Below are 16,669 nucleotides of genomic sequence, written 5' to 3' on the forward strand. Positions count from 1 at the left end.
CCGCCTCGCCGGGTGCGGGCCACGCCGGAGTCTATCGCCAGCGCCAGCCTGTCAACCGACCGGGACGGGCCGGACGCCGTACGGTGCGAGGCCCGCCGTTCCGCCGTCGGCAGCGGTCAGGACCCAGATGCCGCCGTCGTGCACGGCGACCGTGTGCTCGACGTGCGCCGCACGGGAGCCGTCGAGCGTCACGACCGTCCAGTCGTCGTCCAGCACGCGGGTCGCCGGGTCGCCGGCGACCAGCATCGGCTCGATCGCCACGACCAGCCCGGGCACCACCCGCGGCCCGCGGTCCCGCGTCGCGTAGTTGGGGACGTCCGGGCTCTGGTGCATCGCCGTCCCGATGCCGTGACCGACGTACTCGGTGACGATCGCGAAGCCGTCGCCGTCGTCGGCAGCGCCGGTGACGCTGGCCTCGACGGCCGCTCCCACCTCGCCCAGCCGACGCGCGGAGGCCAGCGCCGCGACGCCGGCCCACATCGCCCGCTCGGTCGCGGCGACGAGCGCCGCGTCACGAGGCGCCGCAGCGCCGATCACCGTGGTGAACGCGGAGTCGGAGTGCCAGCCGTCGACGATCGCGCCGGCATCCACCGAGACGACGTCGCCGTCGGCGAGCGGGCGGTCCGACGGGATGCCGTGCACCACCTGGTCGTTGACGCTCGTGCAGATCGTCGCGGGATACCCGTGGTAGCCCAGGAAGTTGGACGTCGCACCGGCGCGCGCCACCGCGGCGGCCGCGACGGCGTCGAGCTCGCGTGTCGTGACACCTGGGCCGAGGTGCGCGCGCACCTCGTCGAGGACACCGGCGAGCACCAGCCCGGACCGCCGCATCGCGACGATCTGCTCGGGCGTCTTGAGCTCGATCCGGGGACTGCGGAACATCAGCGGGCGTGGGCCTCGAGGGCTCCGGCGACCTGCTCGGTGATCGCGTCGACCTCGCCGACCCCGTCCACGCGCACGAGCAGCCCTCGGGCGGCGTACGCCTCGGCGAGCGGCGCCGTCTGCTCGGCATACACCTCGAGCCGACGCCGGATCGCCTCCTCCGTGTCGTCGTCGCGACCCTCGAGCTCCGCGCGGCGGGCGAGCCGCGCGAGCAGCTCCTCCCGGTCCGCGACGAGCTCGATGACGGCGTCGAGCGCCTCGTCGTGCTCCGCGAGGATCCGGTCGAGCTCCTCGACCTGCGCCGCGTTCCGCGGGTAGCCGTCGAGGATGAAGCCGGCCCGGGCGTCGTCGCGGGCGAGCCGGTCACGCACCATGGCGTTCGTGATCTCGTCCGGGACCAGGTCGCCCGCGTCCATGATCGCCTTCGCGGTCCGGCCGAGCTCCGTGCCCTCGGCGACGTTCGACCGGAAGATGTCCCCCGTCGAGATCGCGGGAACCCCGAGGCGGCCGGACAGCCGCGCTGCCTGCGTGCCCTTGCCGGAGCCCTGCGGGCCCATGATCACGTACCTGGCGCTCATCGCAGGAAGCCCTCGTAGTGTCGTTGCTGGAGCTGGGAGTCGATCTGCTTGACGGTCTCGAGCCCGACGCTGACGACGATCAGCAGCGACGTCCCGCCGAACGGGATCGACGTGGAGATCCCCAGGAGCACGAACGCGATCGTCGGCACCATCGCGACGAGCGCGAGGTAGATCGCGCCGGCCGAGGTGATGCGCGTGATCACGTAGTGCAGGTACTCGGCCGTCGGCCGGCCCGCCCGGATGCCCGGGATGAACCCGCCGTAGCGCTTCATGTTGTCGGCGACCTCGTCCGGGTTGAACGTGATCGACGTGTAGAAGAACGCGAAGAACAGGATGAGCACCACGTAGATCGCGAGGTACATCGGCGCACCCGGATCGACGAGGTTCGCCTGGACCCACTGGACCCAGCCCTCGGTCGGGTCCCCGAACTGGGCGGCGAGCGTCGGCAGCGCGAGCAGCGACGACGCGAAGATCACCGGGATCACGCCGGACATGTTGATCTTGATCGGGATGTACGTGCTCGAGCCGCCGTACATGCGACGCCCGACCATCCGCTTCGCGTACTGCACCGGGACGCGACGCTGTGACTGCTCGACGAACACGACGAGCACCACGATCACGAGGGTGAGCAGCAGCACGAGGCCGAACTTCGTGGCGCCGCCCTCGCCCGTGGCGACTGCCCACAGCGCGGTCGGGAAGCTCGCCGCGATCGACGTGAAGATGAGCAGCGACATGCCGTTGCCGACGCCGCGCTCCGTGATGAGCTCGCCGAGCCACATGATGAGCCCGGTACCCGCCGTCATCGTCACGATCATCAGCAGGATCGTGGTGACGCCGTCGTTCGGGATGAGCGGCGTGTTCGAGTCGGACGCCCCGCACCCGTTGAACAGCACGCCGGTGCGCGCCGTCGTGATGATCGTCGTGGCCTGCAGCACCGCGAGGAAGATCGTGAGGTAACGGGTGTACTGCGTGAGCTTCGCGGTGCCGGACTGCCCCTCCTTGTGGAGGGCCTCGAAACGAGGGATCACCACACGGAGCAGCTGGATGATGATGCTCGCCGTGATGTACGGCATGATCCCGAGCGCGAAGATCGACAGCTGGAGCAGCGCACCGCCGCTGAACAGGTTGATGAGGCCGAGGACGTCGTTGTCCTGCGAGGCCGCGGCACAGACCTGCACGTTCGCGTAGTCGATGCCGGGGGTCGGGATGAAGGACCCGAGGCGGAAGATCGCCATGATCCCGAGCGTGAAGAGCAGCTTGCGCCGCAGGTCGGGCGTCCGGAACGCCCGGGCGAATGCGCTCAGCAATGGTCCTCCAGGTCAATGGGATCGCGACGGCGGTGCGTCGGGTAGAGCGTAGCCGTCACGACGTCGTGCCACGGCTGGACCGTGGCCGGAGACGCCGCAGGCGGCGGGCGGAGAGCTCCGCACCGCCGCCCGCGCCGCGTCAGGCCTGCTCGAGCGAGCCGCCCGCCGCCACGATCTTCTCCTTGGCCGACGCGGAGTACGCGTCGACCTTCACGTCGAGCTTCACGTCGACGTCACCCGTGCCCAGCACCTTGACAGGGCGACCGGAGCGCACGGCGCCCTTCGCCACGAGGTCGGCGACGGTGACCTCGCCACCCGTCGGGTACAGCTCGGCGAGCCGACCGAGGTTGACGACCTGGTACTCCGTCCGGAACGGGTTCGTGAACCCGCGCAGCTTCGGCAGCCGCATGTGCATCGGCGTCTGGCCGCCCTCGAACGCTGCGGGCACGTTGCCGCGCGCCTTCGAACCCTTGGTGCCGCGACCAGCGGTCTTGCCCTTGGACGCCTCGCCGCGACCCACGCGGGTCTTGGCGGTGCGTGCGCCGGGGGCCGGCCGCAGGTGGTGGACCTTGAGGGCGTTCGGACGGGTCGCCTCGGCGACCTGCTCGTCGGCCTTCTTCTTCGCCGCGGCCTTCGTGGCCGCGGACTTCGTGTCCGTGGACTTCTCCGTCATGACTCGTCGACCTCCTCGACGCTCACCAGGTGGGCGACCACCCGGATCATGCCGCGCACGCCCGGGGTGTCCTCCTGGACGGTGGACTTCCCGATCCGGCCGAGGCCGAGCGTCGCCAGCGTCTCACGCTGGTTCTGCTTGCCCCCGATCGTGGACCGGGTCTGCGTGACCTTGAGCTGCGCCATCACGCCACTCCCGTCGATGCCTTCGCGGCGGCGTCGGCCCGTCCGCGCGCCTGAGCGCGCAGGATCGGGCCGGGGACGACGTCCTCGAGCGGGAGGCCACGCCGCGCCGCGACAGCGGCCGGCTCCTCGAGCCCCTGGAGCGCCGCGACCGTCGCGTGGACGATGTTGATCGCGTTCGACGAACCGAGCGACTTGCTGAGCACGTCGTGGATCCCCGCGCAGTCGAGCACGGCGCGCACCGGGCCACCGGCGATGACTCCGGTACCCGGGGACGCGGGACGCAGGAAGACGACCCCGGCCGCTGCCTCACCCCGCACCGAGTGGGGGATGGTGCCCTGGATGCGCGGGACGCGGAAGAAGTTCTTCTTCGCCTCCTCGACACCCTTCGCGATGGCGGTCGGGACTTCCTTCGCCTTGCCGTAGCCGACGCCGACGGTGCCGTCGCCGTCGCCCACGACCACGAGTGCCGTGAAGCTGAAGCGACGACCGCCCTTGACGACCTTGGCGACGCGGTTGATCGTGACGACGCGCTCCACGAACTGGTTGCGGTCGTCACCGCCCCGGCGGTCGCCGCCGCGGCGGTCCCCACCCCGACGGTCGCCGCCGCGCCCGCGCTCGTTCTCGCTGGGGCCGCCGCTGCTCGGGGCGCCAGTGGTCCTGCTGCGCTGCGGTGCAGCCATCAGACGTTCCTCTTCATGTCGTGGTTGTGCAGTTCCGGGGTGCTCACAGGGTCAGTCCCCCTTCACGGGCACCGTCGGCGACGGCGGCCACGCGACCGTGGTACGCGTTGCCACCGCGGTCGAAGACGGCAGTCGTCACGCCGGCTGCGGTGCCACGGGCGGCGAGAAGCTCGCCGACCTTGTGCGCCTTGTCGACCTTCGCCCCGTCCGAGGCGCGCAGGTCGGCCTCGAGCGTCGAGGCCGACGCGAGCGTCGTCCCCGTCGAGTCGTCGACGAGCTGCGCGACGATGTGCCGCGACGAACGCGTCACGACGAGGCGGGGGCGCTCCGGCGTCCCGACGATGCGCTTGCGGACACGCAGGTGACGGCGCTTGCGTGCCGTCGCCGTGGACTTGCCCGCTGACTTGATCGTCACAGCCATGGCTACTTCCCAGCCTTTCCGACCTTGCGGCGGACCTGCTCGCCCGCGTAACGCACGCCCTTGCCCTTGTAGGGCTCGGGCTTGCGGATCTTCCTGATGTTCGCGGCGACCTCGCCCACCTGCTGCTTGTCGATGCCGGCGACCGAGAACTTGGTCGGCGACTCGACGGCGAAGGTGATGCCCTCGGGGGCGCTCACCGTCACGGGGTGGCTGAAACCGAGCGCGAACTCGAGCGAGCTCCCCTTGGCGGTCACGCGGTACCCGGTACCGACGATCTCGAGGTTCTTCTGGTAGCCCTGCGTCACCCCGGTGACGAGGTTCGCGAGCAGCGTGCGCGTCAGGCCGTGGAGCGAGCGCGACGTGCGCTCGTCGTCCGGACGCGTGACGACCAGGGCACCGTCGTCGCCGCGTGCGACGACGATCGGCGCCGGCACGCGGTGCGTGAGGGTGCCCTTGGGGCCCTTCACCGTCACCACGCGGTCAGCGATGTCGACGTCGACGCCGGACGGGACCTGGACGGGGATCTTCCCGATGCGGGACATGAGCTCTCCTCCTTACCCGTTCACCAGACGTAGGCGAGGACTTCCCCACCCACGCCCTTCGTGGCCGCCTGACGGTCGGTGAGCAGGCCGGAGGACGTGGACAGGATGGCCACGCCCAGGCCGCCGAGCACCTTCGGCAGGTTGGTCGACTTCGCGTACACCCGCAGACCGGGCTTCGAGACGCGCCGGACACCGGCGAGCGACCGCTCGCGGTTCGGCCCGTACTTGAGGAGGAGCACGAGGTGCTTGCCCACCTCGGCGTCCTCGACACGCCAGCCGACGATGTAGCCCTCCGCCTGGAGGATCTCGGCGATGTGCGACTTCAGCTTCGAGTACGGCATGGTCACCGTCTCGTGGTACGCCGAGTTCGCGTTGCGCAGACGCGTCAGCATGTCTGCGATCGGATCAGTCATTGTCATCGGGCTCGTGCCCTTCCTCACCGCGGTTTCACGCGTCCCGGTGCGGGACGGCGGACCTACGGCGTAGTCGTTACCAGCTGCTCTTCGTGACACCCGGGAGCTGACCGGCGAGGGCCATCTCACGCAGGCAGATCCGGCACAGGCCGAACTTGCGGTACACCGAGCGCGGACGGCCGCACCGGTTGCACCGGGTGTAGGCGCGCACACCGAACTTCGGCTTGCTGTTCGCCTTCTGGATGAGGGCGGTCTTCGCCACGTCAGTTCTCCTTGAACGGGAAGCCGAGACGACGCAGGAGCGAACGGCCCTCGTCGTCGGTGCTGGCCGTGGTCACCACGGTGATGTCCATGCCTCGCACGCGGTCGATGGAGTCCGGGTCGATCTCGTGGAACATCGACTGCTCCACGAGGCCGAACGTGTAGTTGCCGTGCCCGTCGAACTGCCGCGGCTCGAGGCCCCGGAAGTCGCGGATGCGCGGCAGCGCGATCGACAGCAGCCGGTCGAGGAACTCCCACATCCGGTCGCCGCGCAGCGTCGCGTGCGCGCCGATCGGCTGACCCTCGCGCAGCTTGAACTGCGCGATGGACTTGCGGGCCTTCGTCACCTGCGGCTTCTGGCCGGTGATGAGGGAGAGATCGCGGATGGCGCCGTCGATGAGCTTGGAGTCGCGTGCCGCGTCCCCGACGCCCATGTTGACGACGATCTTGGTGAGACCCGGGACCTGGTGGATGTTCGCGAAACCGAACTCCTCCTTCAGGGCCGAGCGGATCTCCTCGCGGTAGCGCAGCTTCAGCCGCGGCGCGGGCGCCGCCGGAGCGGTCGAGCCCTCGACGGCGGTGTTCTCGGTGGTCGTGGCCATCAGACGTCCTTACCGGAGCGCTTGGCGACGCGGACCCGGACGGTCCTCGCGCGCCCGTTGCGCTCGACTTCCTCGGTGCGATAGCCCACCCGGGTGCCCTTCTTGGTCTCCGGGTCGACGAGCATCACGTTGCTGACGTGGATCGGCGCCTCGATGGTCTCGATGCCGCCGGTGCGGCTGCCACGCTGCGTCTGCGACACCTTGGTGTGCTTCTTGACGCGACGGACACCCTCGACGACGACCCGGTTGCTGTCCGTGAGGACCTCGAGCACGCGGCCCTGCTTCCCGCGGTCGTCCCGGTTGCCCGAGATCACGACGACGAGGTCGCCCTTCTTGATCTTCGCCACTCAGATCACCTCCGGAGCCAGCGACACGATGCGCATGAACTTCTTGTCGCGGAGCTCGCGCCCCACGGGACCGAAGATGCGCGTGCCGCGCGGTTCGCCGTCGCTCTTGAGAAGCACGGCAGCGTTCTCGTCGAAGCGGATGTAGGACCCGTCCGGCCGGCGGCGCTCCTTGGCGGTGCGCACGACGACGGCCTTGACGACGTCACCCCTCTTGACGTTGCCGCCCGGGATCGCGTCCTTGACGGTGGCGACGATGACGTCGCCGATGCCGGCGTAGCGGCGTCCGGACCCACCGAGCACACGGATGCAGAGGATCTCCTTCGCACCCGTGTTGTCGGCGACCTTCAGCCGCGACTCCTGCTGGATCATTCCCTACTCCTGTCGTCGTGCCGGTTCTCGCCCGACAGATGCCGGCGCGAGCCTGGCCGAACGGATAGTTACTTGGCCTTCTCGAGGATCTCGACCACACGCCACCGCTTGGTGGCGGACAGCGGCCGGGTCTCCATGATGAGGACGAGGTCGCCGACGCCGGCCGTGGAGGCCTCGTCGTGCGCCTTGACCTTCGTGGTGCGCCGGATGACCTTGCCGTAGAGCGGGTGCTTGACCCGGTCCTCGACCTCCACCACGACGGTCTTCTGCATCTTGTCGCTCACCACGTACCCACGCCGCGTCTTGCGGTTGGGGCGGTGCTCGGCTGCCGCGCTCTCGGCCACGGTGTCCTTCGTCTCGTTCGCCATCGTCTCGCTCACTTCGCGCTCGTCGGAGCCGTGCGGATCCCGAGCTCGCGCTCACGCAGGATCGTGTAGATCCGGGCGATGTCGCGCCGGACCTCCTTGAGGCGTCCGTGGCTCTCGAGCTGGCCGGTGGCCGAGGCGAACCGCAGGTTGAACAGCTCGTCCTTGGCCTTCTTGAGCTCGGCGCCGAGACGCTCGTCGTCCATGCCGTCCAGCTCGGTCGGCGTCAGGTCCTTCGAACCGACTGCCATCACTGGTCACCACCCTCGCGCCGCACGAAGCGGGTCTTCATCGGAAGCTTGTGCTGCGCGCGACGCATCGCCTCGCGCGCCAGTGGCTCGTCGACACCGGCCAGCTCGAACAGGACGCGGCCGGGCTTGATGTTGGCGATCCACCACTCGACGGAACCCTTGCCGGAACCCATGCGGGTCTCGGCCGGCTTCTTCGTCAGCGGACGGTCCGGGTAGATGTTGATCCACACCTTTCCGCCACGCTTGATGTGCCGGGTCATGGCGATACGTGCGGCCTCGATCTGGCGGTTCGTGAGGTACCCGCCCTCGACGGCCTGGATGCCGTAGTCGCCGAACGCGATCGTGGTGCCGCCCGATGCCGCGCCCGTGCGCCTCGGGTGGTGCTGCTTGCGGTGCTTGGTCCGCCGGGGGATGAGCACGGCTCAGGCCTCCGTTCCGGTGGTCGCTGCCGGAGCAGCAGCCTGCTGGGGCGCAGCGCCCTCGTCGCGACGGCCGCGCGGACGGTCAGCCCGACCGCGGGCGCGCGGAGCGGCGCTGGCCTGCTCGCGAGCGAACTCGCGCTCGGTCATGTCGCCCTTGTAGATCCACACCTTCACGCCGATGCGTCCGAAGGTCGTGCGGGCCTCGAAGAACCCGTAGTCGATGTTCGCGCGCAGCGTGTGCAGCGGCACACGACCCTCGCGGTAGAACTCCGAACGGCTCATCTCGGCACCGCCGAGGCGGCCGGAGCACTGCACGCGCACGCCCTTCGCGCCGGCCCGCTGCGCGGACTGCATGCCCTTGCGCATGGCACGGCGGAACGCGACGCGGCTGGCGAGCTGCTCGGCGATCCCCTGCGCGACGAGCTGGGCGTCGAGCTCGGGGTTCTTGACCTCGAGGATGTTGAGCTGCACCTGCTTGCCGGTGAGCTTCTCGAGCTCGCTGCGCAGGCGGTCCGCCTCGGCGCCGCGGCGACCGATGACGATGCCCGGACGCGCGGTGTGCAGGTCGACGCGCACGCGGTCACGGGTGCGCTCGATCTCGACCTTGGAGATCCCGGCGCGCTCGAGCCCGGTGGACATGAGCTTGCGGATCTGCACGTCCTCGCGCACGTAGTCGCGGTAACGCTGACCCGGCTTCGTCGAGTCCGCGAACCAGCGCGAGCGGTGGTCGGTGGTGATCCCGAGTCGGAACCCGAGAGGGTTGACCTTCTGGCCCATCAGCGAGCTCCTTCCTTCTGCCGCTCAGCGACGATCACGGTGATGTGGCTCGTCCTCTTGAGGACCTGGTTCGCACGCCCCTGGGCGCGCGGCCGGAACCGCTTGAGTGTGGGCCCCTCGTCCACGTACGCCTCGGCGATCACGAGATCCGCCGGGTCGAACCGGACGCTCGCCGTGTCCGCCTTCACGCGGGCGTTGGCGACCGCGCTCTCGACGACCTTGCGCACCGTCTCGGCGGCTGCCTGCGGAGCGAAGCTCAGCACGGCGACGGCCTCGGCAGCGCCCTTGCCACGGATGGTGTCCACGACACGGCGAGCCTTCTGGGGCGTGACGCGCACGAATCGCGCCTGCGCCTTGGCTTCCATGGTTGTCCTGCCTGTCTTCTCGTCTGGTCCGTCAGGTCCGCGCCGCCTCAGCGGCGGCGGGCCTTCCGGTCGTCCTTGTCGTGGCCGCGGTACGTGCGGGTGGGGGCGAACTCGCCCAGCTTGTGCCCGACCATCGCCTCGGTGACGAACACCGGGACGTGCTTGCGGCCGTCGTGCACGGCGAAGGTGTGGCCCAGGAAGTCCGGCGTGATGAGCGACCGACGCGACCAGGTCTTGATGACGTTCTTCGTGCCCTTGGTGTTCTGGTCGTCCACCTTCTTCTGCAGGTGGCCGTCGACGAACGGGCCCTTCTTGAGGCTGCGAGGCATTGTCCGTACTCCCTATCAGCGCTTCTTGCCGGTACGCCGACGGCGCACGATGAGCTTGTCGCTCGGCTTGCCGGGGCGGCGGGTGCGGCCCTCAGGCTGCCCCCAGGGGCTCACCGGGTGACGCCCACCGGACGTCTTGCCCTCGCCACCACCGTGCGGGTGGTCGACCGGGTTCATGGCGACACCGCGGACGGACGGGCGCTTGCCCTTCCACCGCATGCGGCCGGCCTTGCCCCAGTTGATGTTCGACTGCTCGGCGTTGCCCACCTCGCCGATCGTCGCGCGGCAGCGTGCGTCGACGTTGCGGATCTCGCCGGACGGCATGCGCAGCTGCGCGTACGGCCCGTCCTTCGCCACGAGCTGGACGGACGAACCGGCCGAACGCGCGATCTTCGCTCCGCCGCCGGGGCGCAGCTCGACGGCGTGGATCACGGTGCCCGTCGGGATGTTGCGCAGCGGCAGGTTGTTGCCCGGCTTGATGTCGGCGGCCGGCCCGTTCTCGATCCGGTCACCCTGCTTCAGGCGGTTCGGCGCGACGATGTAGCGCTTCTCGCCGTCCGCGTAGTGCAGCAGCGCGATGCGTGCCGTGCGGTTCGGGTCGTACTCGATGTGCGCGACCTTCGCGGGCACGCCGTCCTTGTCGTGACGGCGGAAGTCGATCACCCGGTAGGCGCGCTTGTGCCCGCCACCCCGGCGACGGGACGTGATGCGCCCCGTCGAGTTCCGGCCGCCGCTCTTGCTGAGCGGACGGACGAGCGACTTCTCCGGCTCCGAGCGGGTGACCTCGACGAAGTCGGCGACGGACGAGCCGCGCCGGCCCGGCGTCGTCGGCTTGTACTTGCGGATTCCCATGTCCTGCGGTCCTTACCTCTCCTGCGATCTGGCTGACTGACGGCGTCAGCCGATCGGCCCGCCGAAGATGTCGATCGTGCCCTCGCGCAGCGTGACGATCGCGCGCTTGGTGTCCTTGCGCTTGCCGATCCCGAACCGCGTGCGGCGGGACTTGCCCGGCCGGTTGGCGGTGTTGACGGAAGCGACCTTGACCCCGAAGACCTGCTCGACGGCGATCTTGATCTCCGTCTTGTTCGAGCGGGGGTCCACGAGGAACGTGTACTTGCCCTCGTCGAGGAGCCCGTAGCTCTTCTCCGAGACGACCGGCGCGATGAGGACGTCGCGCGGGTCCTTGGCGTGGATCGGGCTCGCGGTCACTTGCCGGCCTCCTCGGCGTCGCCGCCGGCGGCCGGAGCGAGGAACTGCTCGAGCGCGCCGCGGGTGAAGACGACGTCGTCGCTGACGAGGACGTCGTACGTGTTGAGCTGGTCAGGGTGGATGAGGTGCACAGCCGGCACGTTGCGCAGGCTGAGCCACGCGGTGGTGTCGGTGCGCTCGAGCACGACCAGCACCCGCTCCGCCTCCGTGACCTGGCCGAGCACCGCGAGGGCCGCCTTGGTCGACGGCGCGTCGGCGACGAACCCGGAGACCACGTGCACGCGGTCGGCCCGCGCGCGGTCGCTGAGCGCGCCACGCAGCGCGGCGGCCTTCATCTTCTTCGGGGTCCGCTGGCTGTAGTCGCGCGGGACGGGCCCGTGCACGACGCCACCGCCGGCGAACTGCGGAGCGCGGGTCGAACCCTGGCGGGCGCGACCGGTGCCCTTCTGGCGGTACGGCTTCTTGCCGCCGCCGCGGACCTCGCCGCGCGTCTTGGTCTTGTGCGTCCCCTGCCGTGCCGCCGCCAGCTGCGCGACGACGACCTGGTGGATCAGGGGCACGTTCGTCTGGACGTCGAACACGTCGGCGGGCAGGTCGGCGGTGCCGGACTTCTTGCCCTTCGCGTCGATGACGTCGACGGTCAGTGTGCTCTCGGCAGCCATGCTCAGGCCTCCTTCGAGGCGGTCTTGACGACGACGAGCCCGCCGCGCGGGCCGGGGAGGGCCCCGGTCACGAGGAGGAGACCCTTCTCGGCGTCGACCGCGTGGATCTTGAGGTTCTGGACGGTGTGCCGGTCGTTGCCCATGCGACCGGCCATCCGGAGGCCGCGGAACACGCGCGACGGCGTCGAGGCGCCACCGATCGATCCGGCCTTGCGGTGGTTGCGGTGCGCACCGTGCGAAGCCCCGACACCGGAGAACCCGTGCCGCTTCATGACGCCTGCGGTGCCCTTGCCCTTGGTGGTGCCGACGACGTCGACGCCCTGGCCGGCCGCGAACACCTCGACGGTGAGCTCCTGGCCGGGCGTGTACTCGGCGGCGTCGCCCGTGCGGATCTCGGCGACGTGACGGCGAGGCGTGACGCCCGCCTTCGCGAAGTGGCCCTTGAGAGGCTGCGTCACCTTGCGCGGGTCGATCTGGCCGAACGCGAGCTGGACGGCGGAGTAGCCGTCGGTCTCGGGGGTCCGGACCGCGCTGACGACGTTGGTGCCGACCTGGACGACCGTCACGGGCACCAGCCGACCGGCGTCGTCCCAGACCTGGGTCATGCCGAGCTTGGTCCCGAGCAGCGCCGTCACGGCGGCTGCACTGGTGGTGGGTGAAGTCATGGGTCGGATCCTTAGAGCTTGATCTCGATGTTGACGTCGGCCGGGAGGTCGAGGCGCATGAGCGAGTCGACCGCCTTCGGCGTCGGGTCGATGATGTCGATCAGCCGCTTGTGCGTGCGCATCTCGAAGTGGTCGCGGCTGTCCTTGTACTTGTGCGGCGAACGAATGACGCAGAACACGTTCTTCTCCGTCGGCAGCGGCACCGGACCCACGACCGTCGCACCAGCGCGCGTCACCGTGTCGACGATCTTGCGCGCCGAGCTGTCGATGACCTCGTGGTCGTAGGACTTGAGCCGGATGCGGATCTTCTGTCCCGCCATGGCGTCGTCTGACTCTCTCTCGTCGTAACCGCTTGCTTTCACCGACCCCCGCGCTCGGGCGTGTCGCCTTTCAGCGCAGTCCCCGACCGCGGTGCACCGGCAGGTGCGGGCCTGAGTTGTCGATGGGTGCGGCCCCGGTCCCGTTCGGGACCCGCGAGCCACGCGATCGCACTCGCACCGCCGTTGTCCACATCACCGCTCCGGTCCTGCCAGAGCGCACGCGGACCCCGTTCCCACGAGGCAACCTGGACAGTTTGCCACAGTCCTGGCGCTGTGACCAATCCGAGCAGCCCCGGCCGGACGCGACGTCCGTCACTCCGGGGTTCGGGGTCGGGCTCGGGTCAGGCCGTGACGACGCTCCCCCGCTGGGCGGCGCTGCGTGAGACACCACGGAACAGCAGGCCGACCTCCTGGCCGGCCTCCGACGACGGCGGGCCCGGACTCGACCGTGACCGCCCGTGATCCGGCGGAGTGGGGTGGATCCGGGAGCGATAGGCTCCCGGATCCACCCCACTTCCCCAAGGCGACCACGGCGCCGGACACAGACGCACGAAGGGCCCGGCGGCCGAAGCCGCCGGGCCCTTCGTTGGTGATCAGCGAGTGATCACCGATGCCACATCAGGCGAGGATCTTGGTGACCTTGCCGGAGCCGATGGTGCGACCACCCTCACGGATGGCGAACCCGAGGCCCTCTTCCATGGCGATCGGCTGGATCAGGTCGACCGTCATCTCGGTGTTGTCGCCCGGCATGACCATCTGCGTGCCCTCGGGCAGCGTGATGACGCCGGTGACGTCCGTGGTGCGGAAGTAGAACTGCGGGCGGTAGTTCGAGTAGAACGGGTTGTCACGCCCACCCTCAGCCTTGGACAGGATGTAGACCTGCGCCTCGAACTGGGTGTGCGGCGTGTTCGTACCCGGCTTCACGACGACCTGGCCGCGCTCGACGTCCTCACGCTTGGTCCCGCGAAGAAGCAGGCCACAGTTCTCGCCGGCCCACGCCTCGTCCATCTGCTTGTGGAACATCTCGATGCCCGTGACGGTGGTCTTCTGCGCCGGGCGGATGCCGACGATCTCGACCTCGGAGTTGATCGCGAGCTTGCCGCGCTCCACCTTGCCGGTGACGACCGTGCCACGACCGGTGATCGTGAAGACGTCCTCGATCGGCATGAGGAACGGCTTGTCCATGTCGCGCACGGGCTCCGGGACGGACTCGTCCACGGCGTCCATGAGCTCCTCGACGGTCTTGACCCACTCCGGGTCGCCCTCGAGGGCCTTGAGGCCCGAGACGCGGATGACCGGGGCGTCGTCGCCGTCGAAGCCCTGCGACGACAGCAGCTCGCGGACCTCCATCTCGACGAGCTCGAGGATCTCCTCGTCGTCGACCATGTCGGACTTGTTGAGCGCGACGAGCAGGTACGGCACGCCGACCTGGCGGGCGAGCAGCACGTGCTCGCGCGTCTGGGCCATCGGGCCGTCGGTCGCCGCGACCACGAGGATCGCGCCGTCCATCTGCGCGGCACCCGTGATCATGTTCTTGATGTAGTCGGCGTGACCCGGCGCGTCGACGTGCGCGTAGTGACGCTTCTCCGTCTGGTACTCGACGTGCGCGATGTTGATCGTGATGCCGCGCTGCTTCTCCTCCGGCGCCTTGTCGATCTCGTCGAACGGCGTGAAGGGGTTCAGGTCGGGGTACTTGTCGTGCAGCACCTTCGAGATGGCGGCCGTCAGCGTCGTCTTGCCATGGTCGACGTGACCGATGGTGCCGATGTTGACGTGCGGCTTGGTCCGCTCGAACTTGGCCTTCGCCACTTTGGGTTCCTCCTGGAACTCGGGTAGTCGTCTCTCTCCGGTGCGGGATGCCGCCGGTGAGTGGTCCTACGGGTCGGTGTTGATGGTGTGTCGGGTTCGACCTGTGGGACTACTCGCCCCGGGTCTTCTTGATGATCTCCTCGGCGACGTTCCGAGGAACCTCGGCGTAGCTGTCGAACTGCATCGAGTACACCGCACGGCCCTGCGTCTTGCTGCGCAGGTCGCCGATGTAGCCGAACAGCTCCGACAGCGGCACCAGAGCGCGAACAACCTTAACGCCGCTCGCGTCCTGCATCGACTGGATGTGTCCACGTCGCGAGTTCAGGTCGCCGATGACGTCGCCCATGTACTCCTCGGGCGTGCGCACCTCGACGTCCATGAGGGGCTCGAGGAGCACCGGGTCGGCACGCCGCACGCCTTCCTTGAGGACCATCGAGCCGGCGATCTTGAACGCCATCTCCGAGGAGTCGACCTCGTGGTAGGCGCCGTCGAGCAGCGTGGCCTTGACGCCGACGAGCGGGTAGCCCGCCAGCACACCTGCCTGCATCGCGTCCTGGATCCCGTGGTCGACGCTCGGGATGTACTCCCGCGGGATGCGACCACCGGTCACCGAGTTCACGAACTCGTACAGCTCGCCCTCGGCGGTGTCGAGCGGCTCGAACGTCATCTGGACCTTCGCGAACTGGCCCGAACCACCGGTCTGCTTCTTGTGCACGTACTCGACCTTCTCCACCTTGCGGCGGATGGTCTCGCGGTACGCGACCTGCGGCTTGCCGACGTTCGCCTCGACCTTGAACTCGCGACGCATGCGGTCGACGAGGATGTCGAGGTGGAGCTCGCCCATGCCCTTGATGACCGTCTGACCGGTCTCCTGGTCGAGCATGACCTGGAACGTCGGGTCCTCCTCGGCGAGCTTCTGGATCGCCGTGGAGAGCTTCTCCTGGTCACCCTTGGTCTTCGGCTCGATCGCGACCTCGATGACCGGGTCCGGGAACGTCATGGACTCGAGGACCACCGGGTTCGCGATGTCCGAGAGCGTGTCGCCCGTCGTGACGTCCTTGAGGCCGATGAAGGCGTAGATGTGCCCCGCCGTCGCCTCGTCGACCGGGTTCTCCTTGTTGGCGTGCATCTGGAAGAGCTTCCCGATGCGCTCCTTCTTGCCCTTGGTCGCGTTGATGACCTGCGTGCCGGGCGTGACCTTGCCCGAGTACACGCGGACGTAGATGAGCTTGCCGAAGAACGGGTGCGTGGCGATCTTGTACGCGAGCGCCGCGAACGGCGCGCTCGAGTCCGGAGCCCGCGTGATGGTCTCTTCCTCGTCCTTCACCGAGTGGCCCTCGACAGCCGGCACGTCGAGCGGCGACGGGAGGTAGTCCACGACGGCGTCGAGCATCGGCTGGACGCCGCGGTTCTTGAACGCGGAGCCGCACAGCACCGGGTAGATCTCGCTGGCGACGGTGAGCTTCCGGATGCCGGCCTTGATCTCGGCGACCGTGAGCTCCTCGCCCGCGAAGAACTTCTCGAGCAGGGCGTCGTCGGTCTCGGCGACCGTCTCGATGAGCTTGGCGCGGTACTCGTCGGCCTTCTCACGCAGGTCGGCCGGGATCTCCTGCACCTCGTACTTGGCGCCCATGGTCGTGTCGCCCTTGGAGTCCGCGGGCCACACGAGCGCGCGCATCTCGACGAGGTCGACGACGCCGATGAAGTCGTTCTCGGCGCCGATGGGGAGCTGCAGCACGAGCGGACGGGCACCCAGGCGGCCGACGATCGTGTCGACCGTGAAGTAGAAGTCGGCGCCGAGCTTGTCCATCTTGTTGACGAAGCAGATGCGCGGGACGTCGTACTTGTCGGCCTGCCGCCACACGGTCTCCGACTGCGGCTCGACACCCTCCTTGCCGTCGAAGACGGCGACAGCACCGTCGAGCACGCGCAGGCTCCGCTCCACCTCGACGGTGAAGTCGACGTGGCCGGGCGTGTCGATGATGTTGATCTGGGTGCCGTTCCAGAAGCAGGTCACGGCGGCCGACGTGATCGTGATGCCGCGCTCCTGCTCCTGTTCCATCCAGTCGGTCGTCGAGGCGCCGTCGTGGGTCTCGCCGATCTTGTAGTTGACGCCCGTGTAGAACAGGATCCGCTCGGTCGTCGTCGTCTTGCCGGCATCGATGTGCGCCATGATGCCGATGTTGCGGACCTTGGTCAGGTCCGTCAGCACGTCCAGTGCCACAGTTGCTCTCT

Annotated in this window: 26 protein-coding genes; all 26 read right to left on the reverse strand. The window is 69.1% G+C overall.

Annotation, left to right across the window (positions count from 1 at the left end):
• Positions 1 to 51: 51 nt before the first annotated feature.
• Positions 52 to 882, reverse strand: a complete 831-nt coding sequence (gene map, locus BCAV_RS15715) for a type I methionyl aminopeptidase (RefSeq protein ID WP_015883605.1) — start codon at positions 880 to 882, stop codon at positions 52 to 54.
• A complete protein-coding gene (locus BCAV_RS15720; protein WP_015883606.1) occupies positions 882 to 1,460 on the reverse strand; it encodes an adenylate kinase in 579 nt (192 codons plus the stop codon). The genes map and BCAV_RS15720 overlap by 1 nt, the downstream gene beginning before the upstream one ends.
• Positions 1,457 to 2,767: a preprotein translocase subunit SecY gene (gene secY / locus BCAV_RS15725; protein ID WP_015883607.1), complete on the reverse strand. Its 1,311-nt coding sequence runs from the start codon at positions 2,765 to 2,767 to the stop codon at positions 1,457 to 1,459. Before secY ends, BCAV_RS15720 begins: the two co-directional genes overlap by 4 nt.
• Positions 2,768 to 2,906: 139 nt before the next feature.
• A complete protein-coding gene (gene rplO / locus BCAV_RS15730; protein ID WP_015883608.1) occupies positions 2,907 to 3,440 on the reverse strand; it encodes a 50S ribosomal protein L15 in 534 nt (177 codons plus the stop codon).
• Positions 3,437 to 3,625, reverse strand: a complete 189-nt coding sequence (gene rpmD / locus BCAV_RS15735; RefSeq protein WP_015883609.1) for a 50S ribosomal protein L30 — start codon at positions 3,623 to 3,625, stop codon at positions 3,437 to 3,439. The genes rplO and rpmD overlap by 4 nt, the downstream gene beginning before the upstream one ends.
• Positions 3,625 to 4,305, reverse strand: a complete 681-nt coding sequence (gene rpsE, locus BCAV_RS15740; RefSeq protein ID WP_015883610.1) for a 30S ribosomal protein S5 — start codon at positions 4,303 to 4,305, stop codon at positions 3,625 to 3,627. Before rpsE ends, rpmD begins: the two co-directional genes overlap by 1 nt.
• 43 nt (positions 4,306 to 4,348) lie before the next feature.
• On the reverse strand, positions 4,349 to 4,726 hold the full coding sequence (rplR, locus tag BCAV_RS15745) for a 50S ribosomal protein L18 (protein ID WP_015883611.1): 378 nt from the start codon (positions 4,724 to 4,726) through the stop codon (positions 4,349 to 4,351).
• 2 nt (positions 4,727 to 4,728) lie between these two features.
• Positions 4,729 to 5,268 (reverse strand): 50S ribosomal protein L6, encoded by a 540-nt coding sequence (rplF, locus tag BCAV_RS15750; RefSeq protein WP_015883612.1) that lies wholly within the window; start codon positions 5,266 to 5,268, stop codon positions 4,729 to 4,731.
• 20 nt (positions 5,269 to 5,288) lie between these two features.
• On the reverse strand, positions 5,289 to 5,687 hold the full coding sequence (gene rpsH, locus BCAV_RS15755; protein ID WP_043347364.1) for a 30S ribosomal protein S8: 399 nt from the start codon (positions 5,685 to 5,687) through the stop codon (positions 5,289 to 5,291).
• Between the two features lie 70 nt (positions 5,688 to 5,757).
• Positions 5,758 to 5,943, reverse strand: a complete 186-nt coding sequence (locus tag BCAV_RS15760) for a type Z 30S ribosomal protein S14 (protein WP_015883614.1) — start codon at positions 5,941 to 5,943, stop codon at positions 5,758 to 5,760.
• 1 nt (position 5,944) lies between these two features.
• Positions 5,945 to 6,544 carry a 50S ribosomal protein L5 gene (rplE, locus tag BCAV_RS15765; protein ID WP_015883615.1) on the reverse strand — a complete coding sequence of 200 codons (600 nt, stop codon included), beginning with the start codon at positions 6,542 to 6,544 and terminating at the stop codon, positions 5,945 to 5,947.
• A complete protein-coding gene (gene rplX, locus BCAV_RS15770) occupies positions 6,544 to 6,891 on the reverse strand; it encodes a 50S ribosomal protein L24 (protein ID WP_015883616.1) in 348 nt (115 codons plus the stop codon). The genes rplE and rplX overlap by 1 nt, the downstream gene beginning before the upstream one ends.
• Positions 6,892 to 7,260: a 50S ribosomal protein L14 gene (gene rplN / locus BCAV_RS15775; RefSeq protein WP_015883617.1), complete on the reverse strand. Its 369-nt coding sequence runs from the start codon at positions 7,258 to 7,260 to the stop codon at positions 6,892 to 6,894.
• A 68-nt stretch (positions 7,261 to 7,328) separates the two neighbouring features.
• Positions 7,329 to 7,628 carry a 30S ribosomal protein S17 gene (rpsQ, locus tag BCAV_RS15780; RefSeq protein WP_015883618.1) on the reverse strand — a complete coding sequence of 100 codons (300 nt, stop codon included), beginning with the start codon at positions 7,626 to 7,628 and terminating at the stop codon, positions 7,329 to 7,331.
• Positions 7,629 to 7,636: 8 nt separating this feature from the next.
• On the reverse strand, positions 7,637 to 7,876 hold the full coding sequence (gene rpmC, locus BCAV_RS15785; protein WP_015883619.1) for a 50S ribosomal protein L29: 240 nt from the start codon (positions 7,874 to 7,876) through the stop codon (positions 7,637 to 7,639).
• On the reverse strand, positions 7,876 to 8,295 hold the full coding sequence (rplP, locus tag BCAV_RS15790; protein WP_015883620.1) for a 50S ribosomal protein L16: 420 nt from the start codon (positions 8,293 to 8,295) through the stop codon (positions 7,876 to 7,878). The genes rpmC and rplP overlap by 1 nt, the downstream gene beginning before the upstream one ends.
• A 3-nt stretch (positions 8,296 to 8,298) precedes the next feature.
• Positions 8,299 to 9,075, reverse strand: a complete 777-nt coding sequence (gene rpsC, locus BCAV_RS15795) for a 30S ribosomal protein S3 (protein ID WP_015883621.1) — start codon at positions 9,073 to 9,075, stop codon at positions 8,299 to 8,301.
• Positions 9,075 to 9,440: a 50S ribosomal protein L22 gene (gene rplV / locus BCAV_RS15800; RefSeq protein ID WP_015883622.1), complete on the reverse strand. Its 366-nt coding sequence runs from the start codon at positions 9,438 to 9,440 to the stop codon at positions 9,075 to 9,077. The genes rpsC and rplV overlap by 1 nt, the downstream gene beginning before the upstream one ends.
• Before the next feature lie 47 nt (positions 9,441 to 9,487).
• Positions 9,488 to 9,769, reverse strand: a complete 282-nt coding sequence (rpsS, locus tag BCAV_RS15805) for a 30S ribosomal protein S19 (protein ID WP_015883623.1) — start codon at positions 9,767 to 9,769, stop codon at positions 9,488 to 9,490.
• A 15-nt stretch (positions 9,770 to 9,784) separates the two neighbouring features.
• Positions 9,785 to 10,621: a 50S ribosomal protein L2 gene (gene rplB, locus BCAV_RS15810; RefSeq protein WP_015883624.1), complete on the reverse strand. Its 837-nt coding sequence runs from the start codon at positions 10,619 to 10,621 to the stop codon at positions 9,785 to 9,787.
• A 45-nt stretch (positions 10,622 to 10,666) separates the two neighbouring features.
• The gene (gene rplW / locus BCAV_RS15815) at positions 10,667 to 10,978 is read right to left on the reverse strand and encodes a 50S ribosomal protein L23 (RefSeq protein ID WP_015883625.1); all 312 of its coding nucleotides are present in this window, start codon (positions 10,976 to 10,978) and stop codon (positions 10,667 to 10,669) included.
• Positions 10,975 to 11,640, reverse strand: a complete 666-nt coding sequence (rplD, locus tag BCAV_RS15820; RefSeq protein WP_015883626.1) for a 50S ribosomal protein L4 — start codon at positions 11,638 to 11,640, stop codon at positions 10,975 to 10,977. Before rplD ends, rplW begins: the two co-directional genes overlap by 4 nt.
• 2 nt (positions 11,641 to 11,642) lie before the next feature.
• Positions 11,643 to 12,305, reverse strand: a complete 663-nt coding sequence (gene rplC, locus BCAV_RS15825) for a 50S ribosomal protein L3 (RefSeq protein WP_015883627.1) — start codon at positions 12,303 to 12,305, stop codon at positions 11,643 to 11,645.
• 11 nt (positions 12,306 to 12,316) lie between these two features.
• Positions 12,317 to 12,625, reverse strand: a complete 309-nt coding sequence (rpsJ, locus tag BCAV_RS15830) for a 30S ribosomal protein S10 (protein ID WP_015883628.1) — start codon at positions 12,623 to 12,625, stop codon at positions 12,317 to 12,319.
• A gap of 618 nt (positions 12,626 to 13,243) precedes the next feature.
• On the reverse strand, positions 13,244 to 14,434 hold the full coding sequence (gene tuf, locus BCAV_RS15835) for an elongation factor Tu (protein WP_015883629.1): 1,191 nt from the start codon (positions 14,432 to 14,434) through the stop codon (positions 13,244 to 13,246).
• Positions 14,435 to 14,543: 109 nt separating this feature from the next.
• Complete coding sequence (fusA, locus tag BCAV_RS15840; protein ID WP_015883630.1) at positions 14,544 to 16,658, reverse strand: elongation factor G; 2,115 nt, start codon at positions 16,656 to 16,658, stop codon at positions 14,544 to 14,546.
• Positions 16,659 to 16,669 lie beyond the last annotated feature (11 nt).

Source organism: Beutenbergia cavernae DSM 12333, assembly GCF_000023105.1.
GTDB classification, from domain to species: Bacteria; Actinomycetota; Actinomycetes; order Actinomycetales; family Beutenbergiaceae; genus Beutenbergia; species Beutenbergia cavernae.

Excerpts from the sequence above, each read along its gene's own strand:
- map (WP_015883605.1), bottom strand. The coding sequence starts at position 882 with ATGTTCCGCAGTCCCCGGATCGAGCTCAAGACGCCCGAGCAGATCGTC.
- BCAV_RS15720 (WP_015883606.1), bottom strand. The coding sequence starts at position 1,460 with ATGAGCGCCAGGTACGTGATCATGGGCCCGCAGGGCTCCGGCAAGGGC.
- rplO (WP_015883608.1), bottom strand. The coding sequence starts at position 3,440 with ATGACGGAGAAGTCCACGGACACGAAGTCCGCGGCCACGAAGGCCGCG.
- rpmD (WP_015883609.1), bottom strand. The coding sequence starts at position 3,625 with ATGGCGCAGCTCAAGGTCACGCAGACCCGGTCCACGATCGGGGGCAAG.
- rpsE (WP_015883610.1), bottom strand. The coding sequence starts at position 4,305 with ATGGCTGCACCGCAGCGCAGCAGGACCACTGGCGCCCCGAGCAGCGGC.
- rplR (WP_015883611.1), bottom strand. The coding sequence starts at position 4,726 with ATGGCTGTGACGATCAAGTCAGCGGGCAAGTCCACGGCGACGGCACGC.
- rplF (WP_015883612.1), bottom strand. The coding sequence starts at position 5,268 with ATGTCCCGCATCGGGAAGATCCCCGTCCAGGTCCCGTCCGGCGTCGAC.
- rpsH (WP_043347364.1), bottom strand. The coding sequence starts at position 5,687 with ATGACAATGACTGATCCGATCGCAGACATGCTGACGCGTCTGCGCAAC.
- rplE (WP_015883615.1), bottom strand. The coding sequence starts at position 6,544 with ATGGCCACGACCACCGAGAACACCGCCGTCGAGGGCTCGACCGCTCCG.
- rplN (WP_015883617.1), bottom strand. The coding sequence starts at position 7,260 with ATGATCCAGCAGGAGTCGCGGCTGAAGGTCGCCGACAACACGGGTGCG.
- rpsQ (WP_015883618.1), bottom strand. The coding sequence starts at position 7,628 with ATGGCGAACGAGACGAAGGACACCGTGGCCGAGAGCGCGGCAGCCGAG.
- rpmC (WP_015883619.1), bottom strand. The coding sequence starts at position 7,876 with ATGGCAGTCGGTTCGAAGGACCTGACGCCGACCGAGCTGGACGGCATG.
- rpsC (WP_015883621.1), bottom strand. The coding sequence starts at position 9,075 with ATGGGCCAGAAGGTCAACCCTCTCGGGTTCCGACTCGGGATCACCACC.
- rplV (WP_015883622.1), bottom strand. The coding sequence starts at position 9,440 with ATGGAAGCCAAGGCGCAGGCGCGATTCGTGCGCGTCACGCCCCAGAAG.
- rpsS (WP_015883623.1), bottom strand. The coding sequence starts at position 9,769 with ATGCCTCGCAGCCTCAAGAAGGGCCCGTTCGTCGACGGCCACCTGCAG.
- rplB (WP_015883624.1), bottom strand. The coding sequence starts at position 10,621 with ATGGGAATCCGCAAGTACAAGCCGACGACGCCGGGCCGGCGCGGCTCG.
- rplD (WP_015883626.1), bottom strand. The coding sequence starts at position 11,640 with ATGGCTGCCGAGAGCACACTGACCGTCGACGTCATCGACGCGAAGGGC.
- rplC (WP_015883627.1), bottom strand. The coding sequence starts at position 12,305 with ATGACTTCACCCACCACCAGTGCAGCCGCCGTGACGGCGCTGCTCGGG.
- rpsJ (WP_015883628.1), bottom strand. The coding sequence starts at position 12,625 with ATGGCGGGACAGAAGATCCGCATCCGGCTCAAGTCCTACGACCACGAG.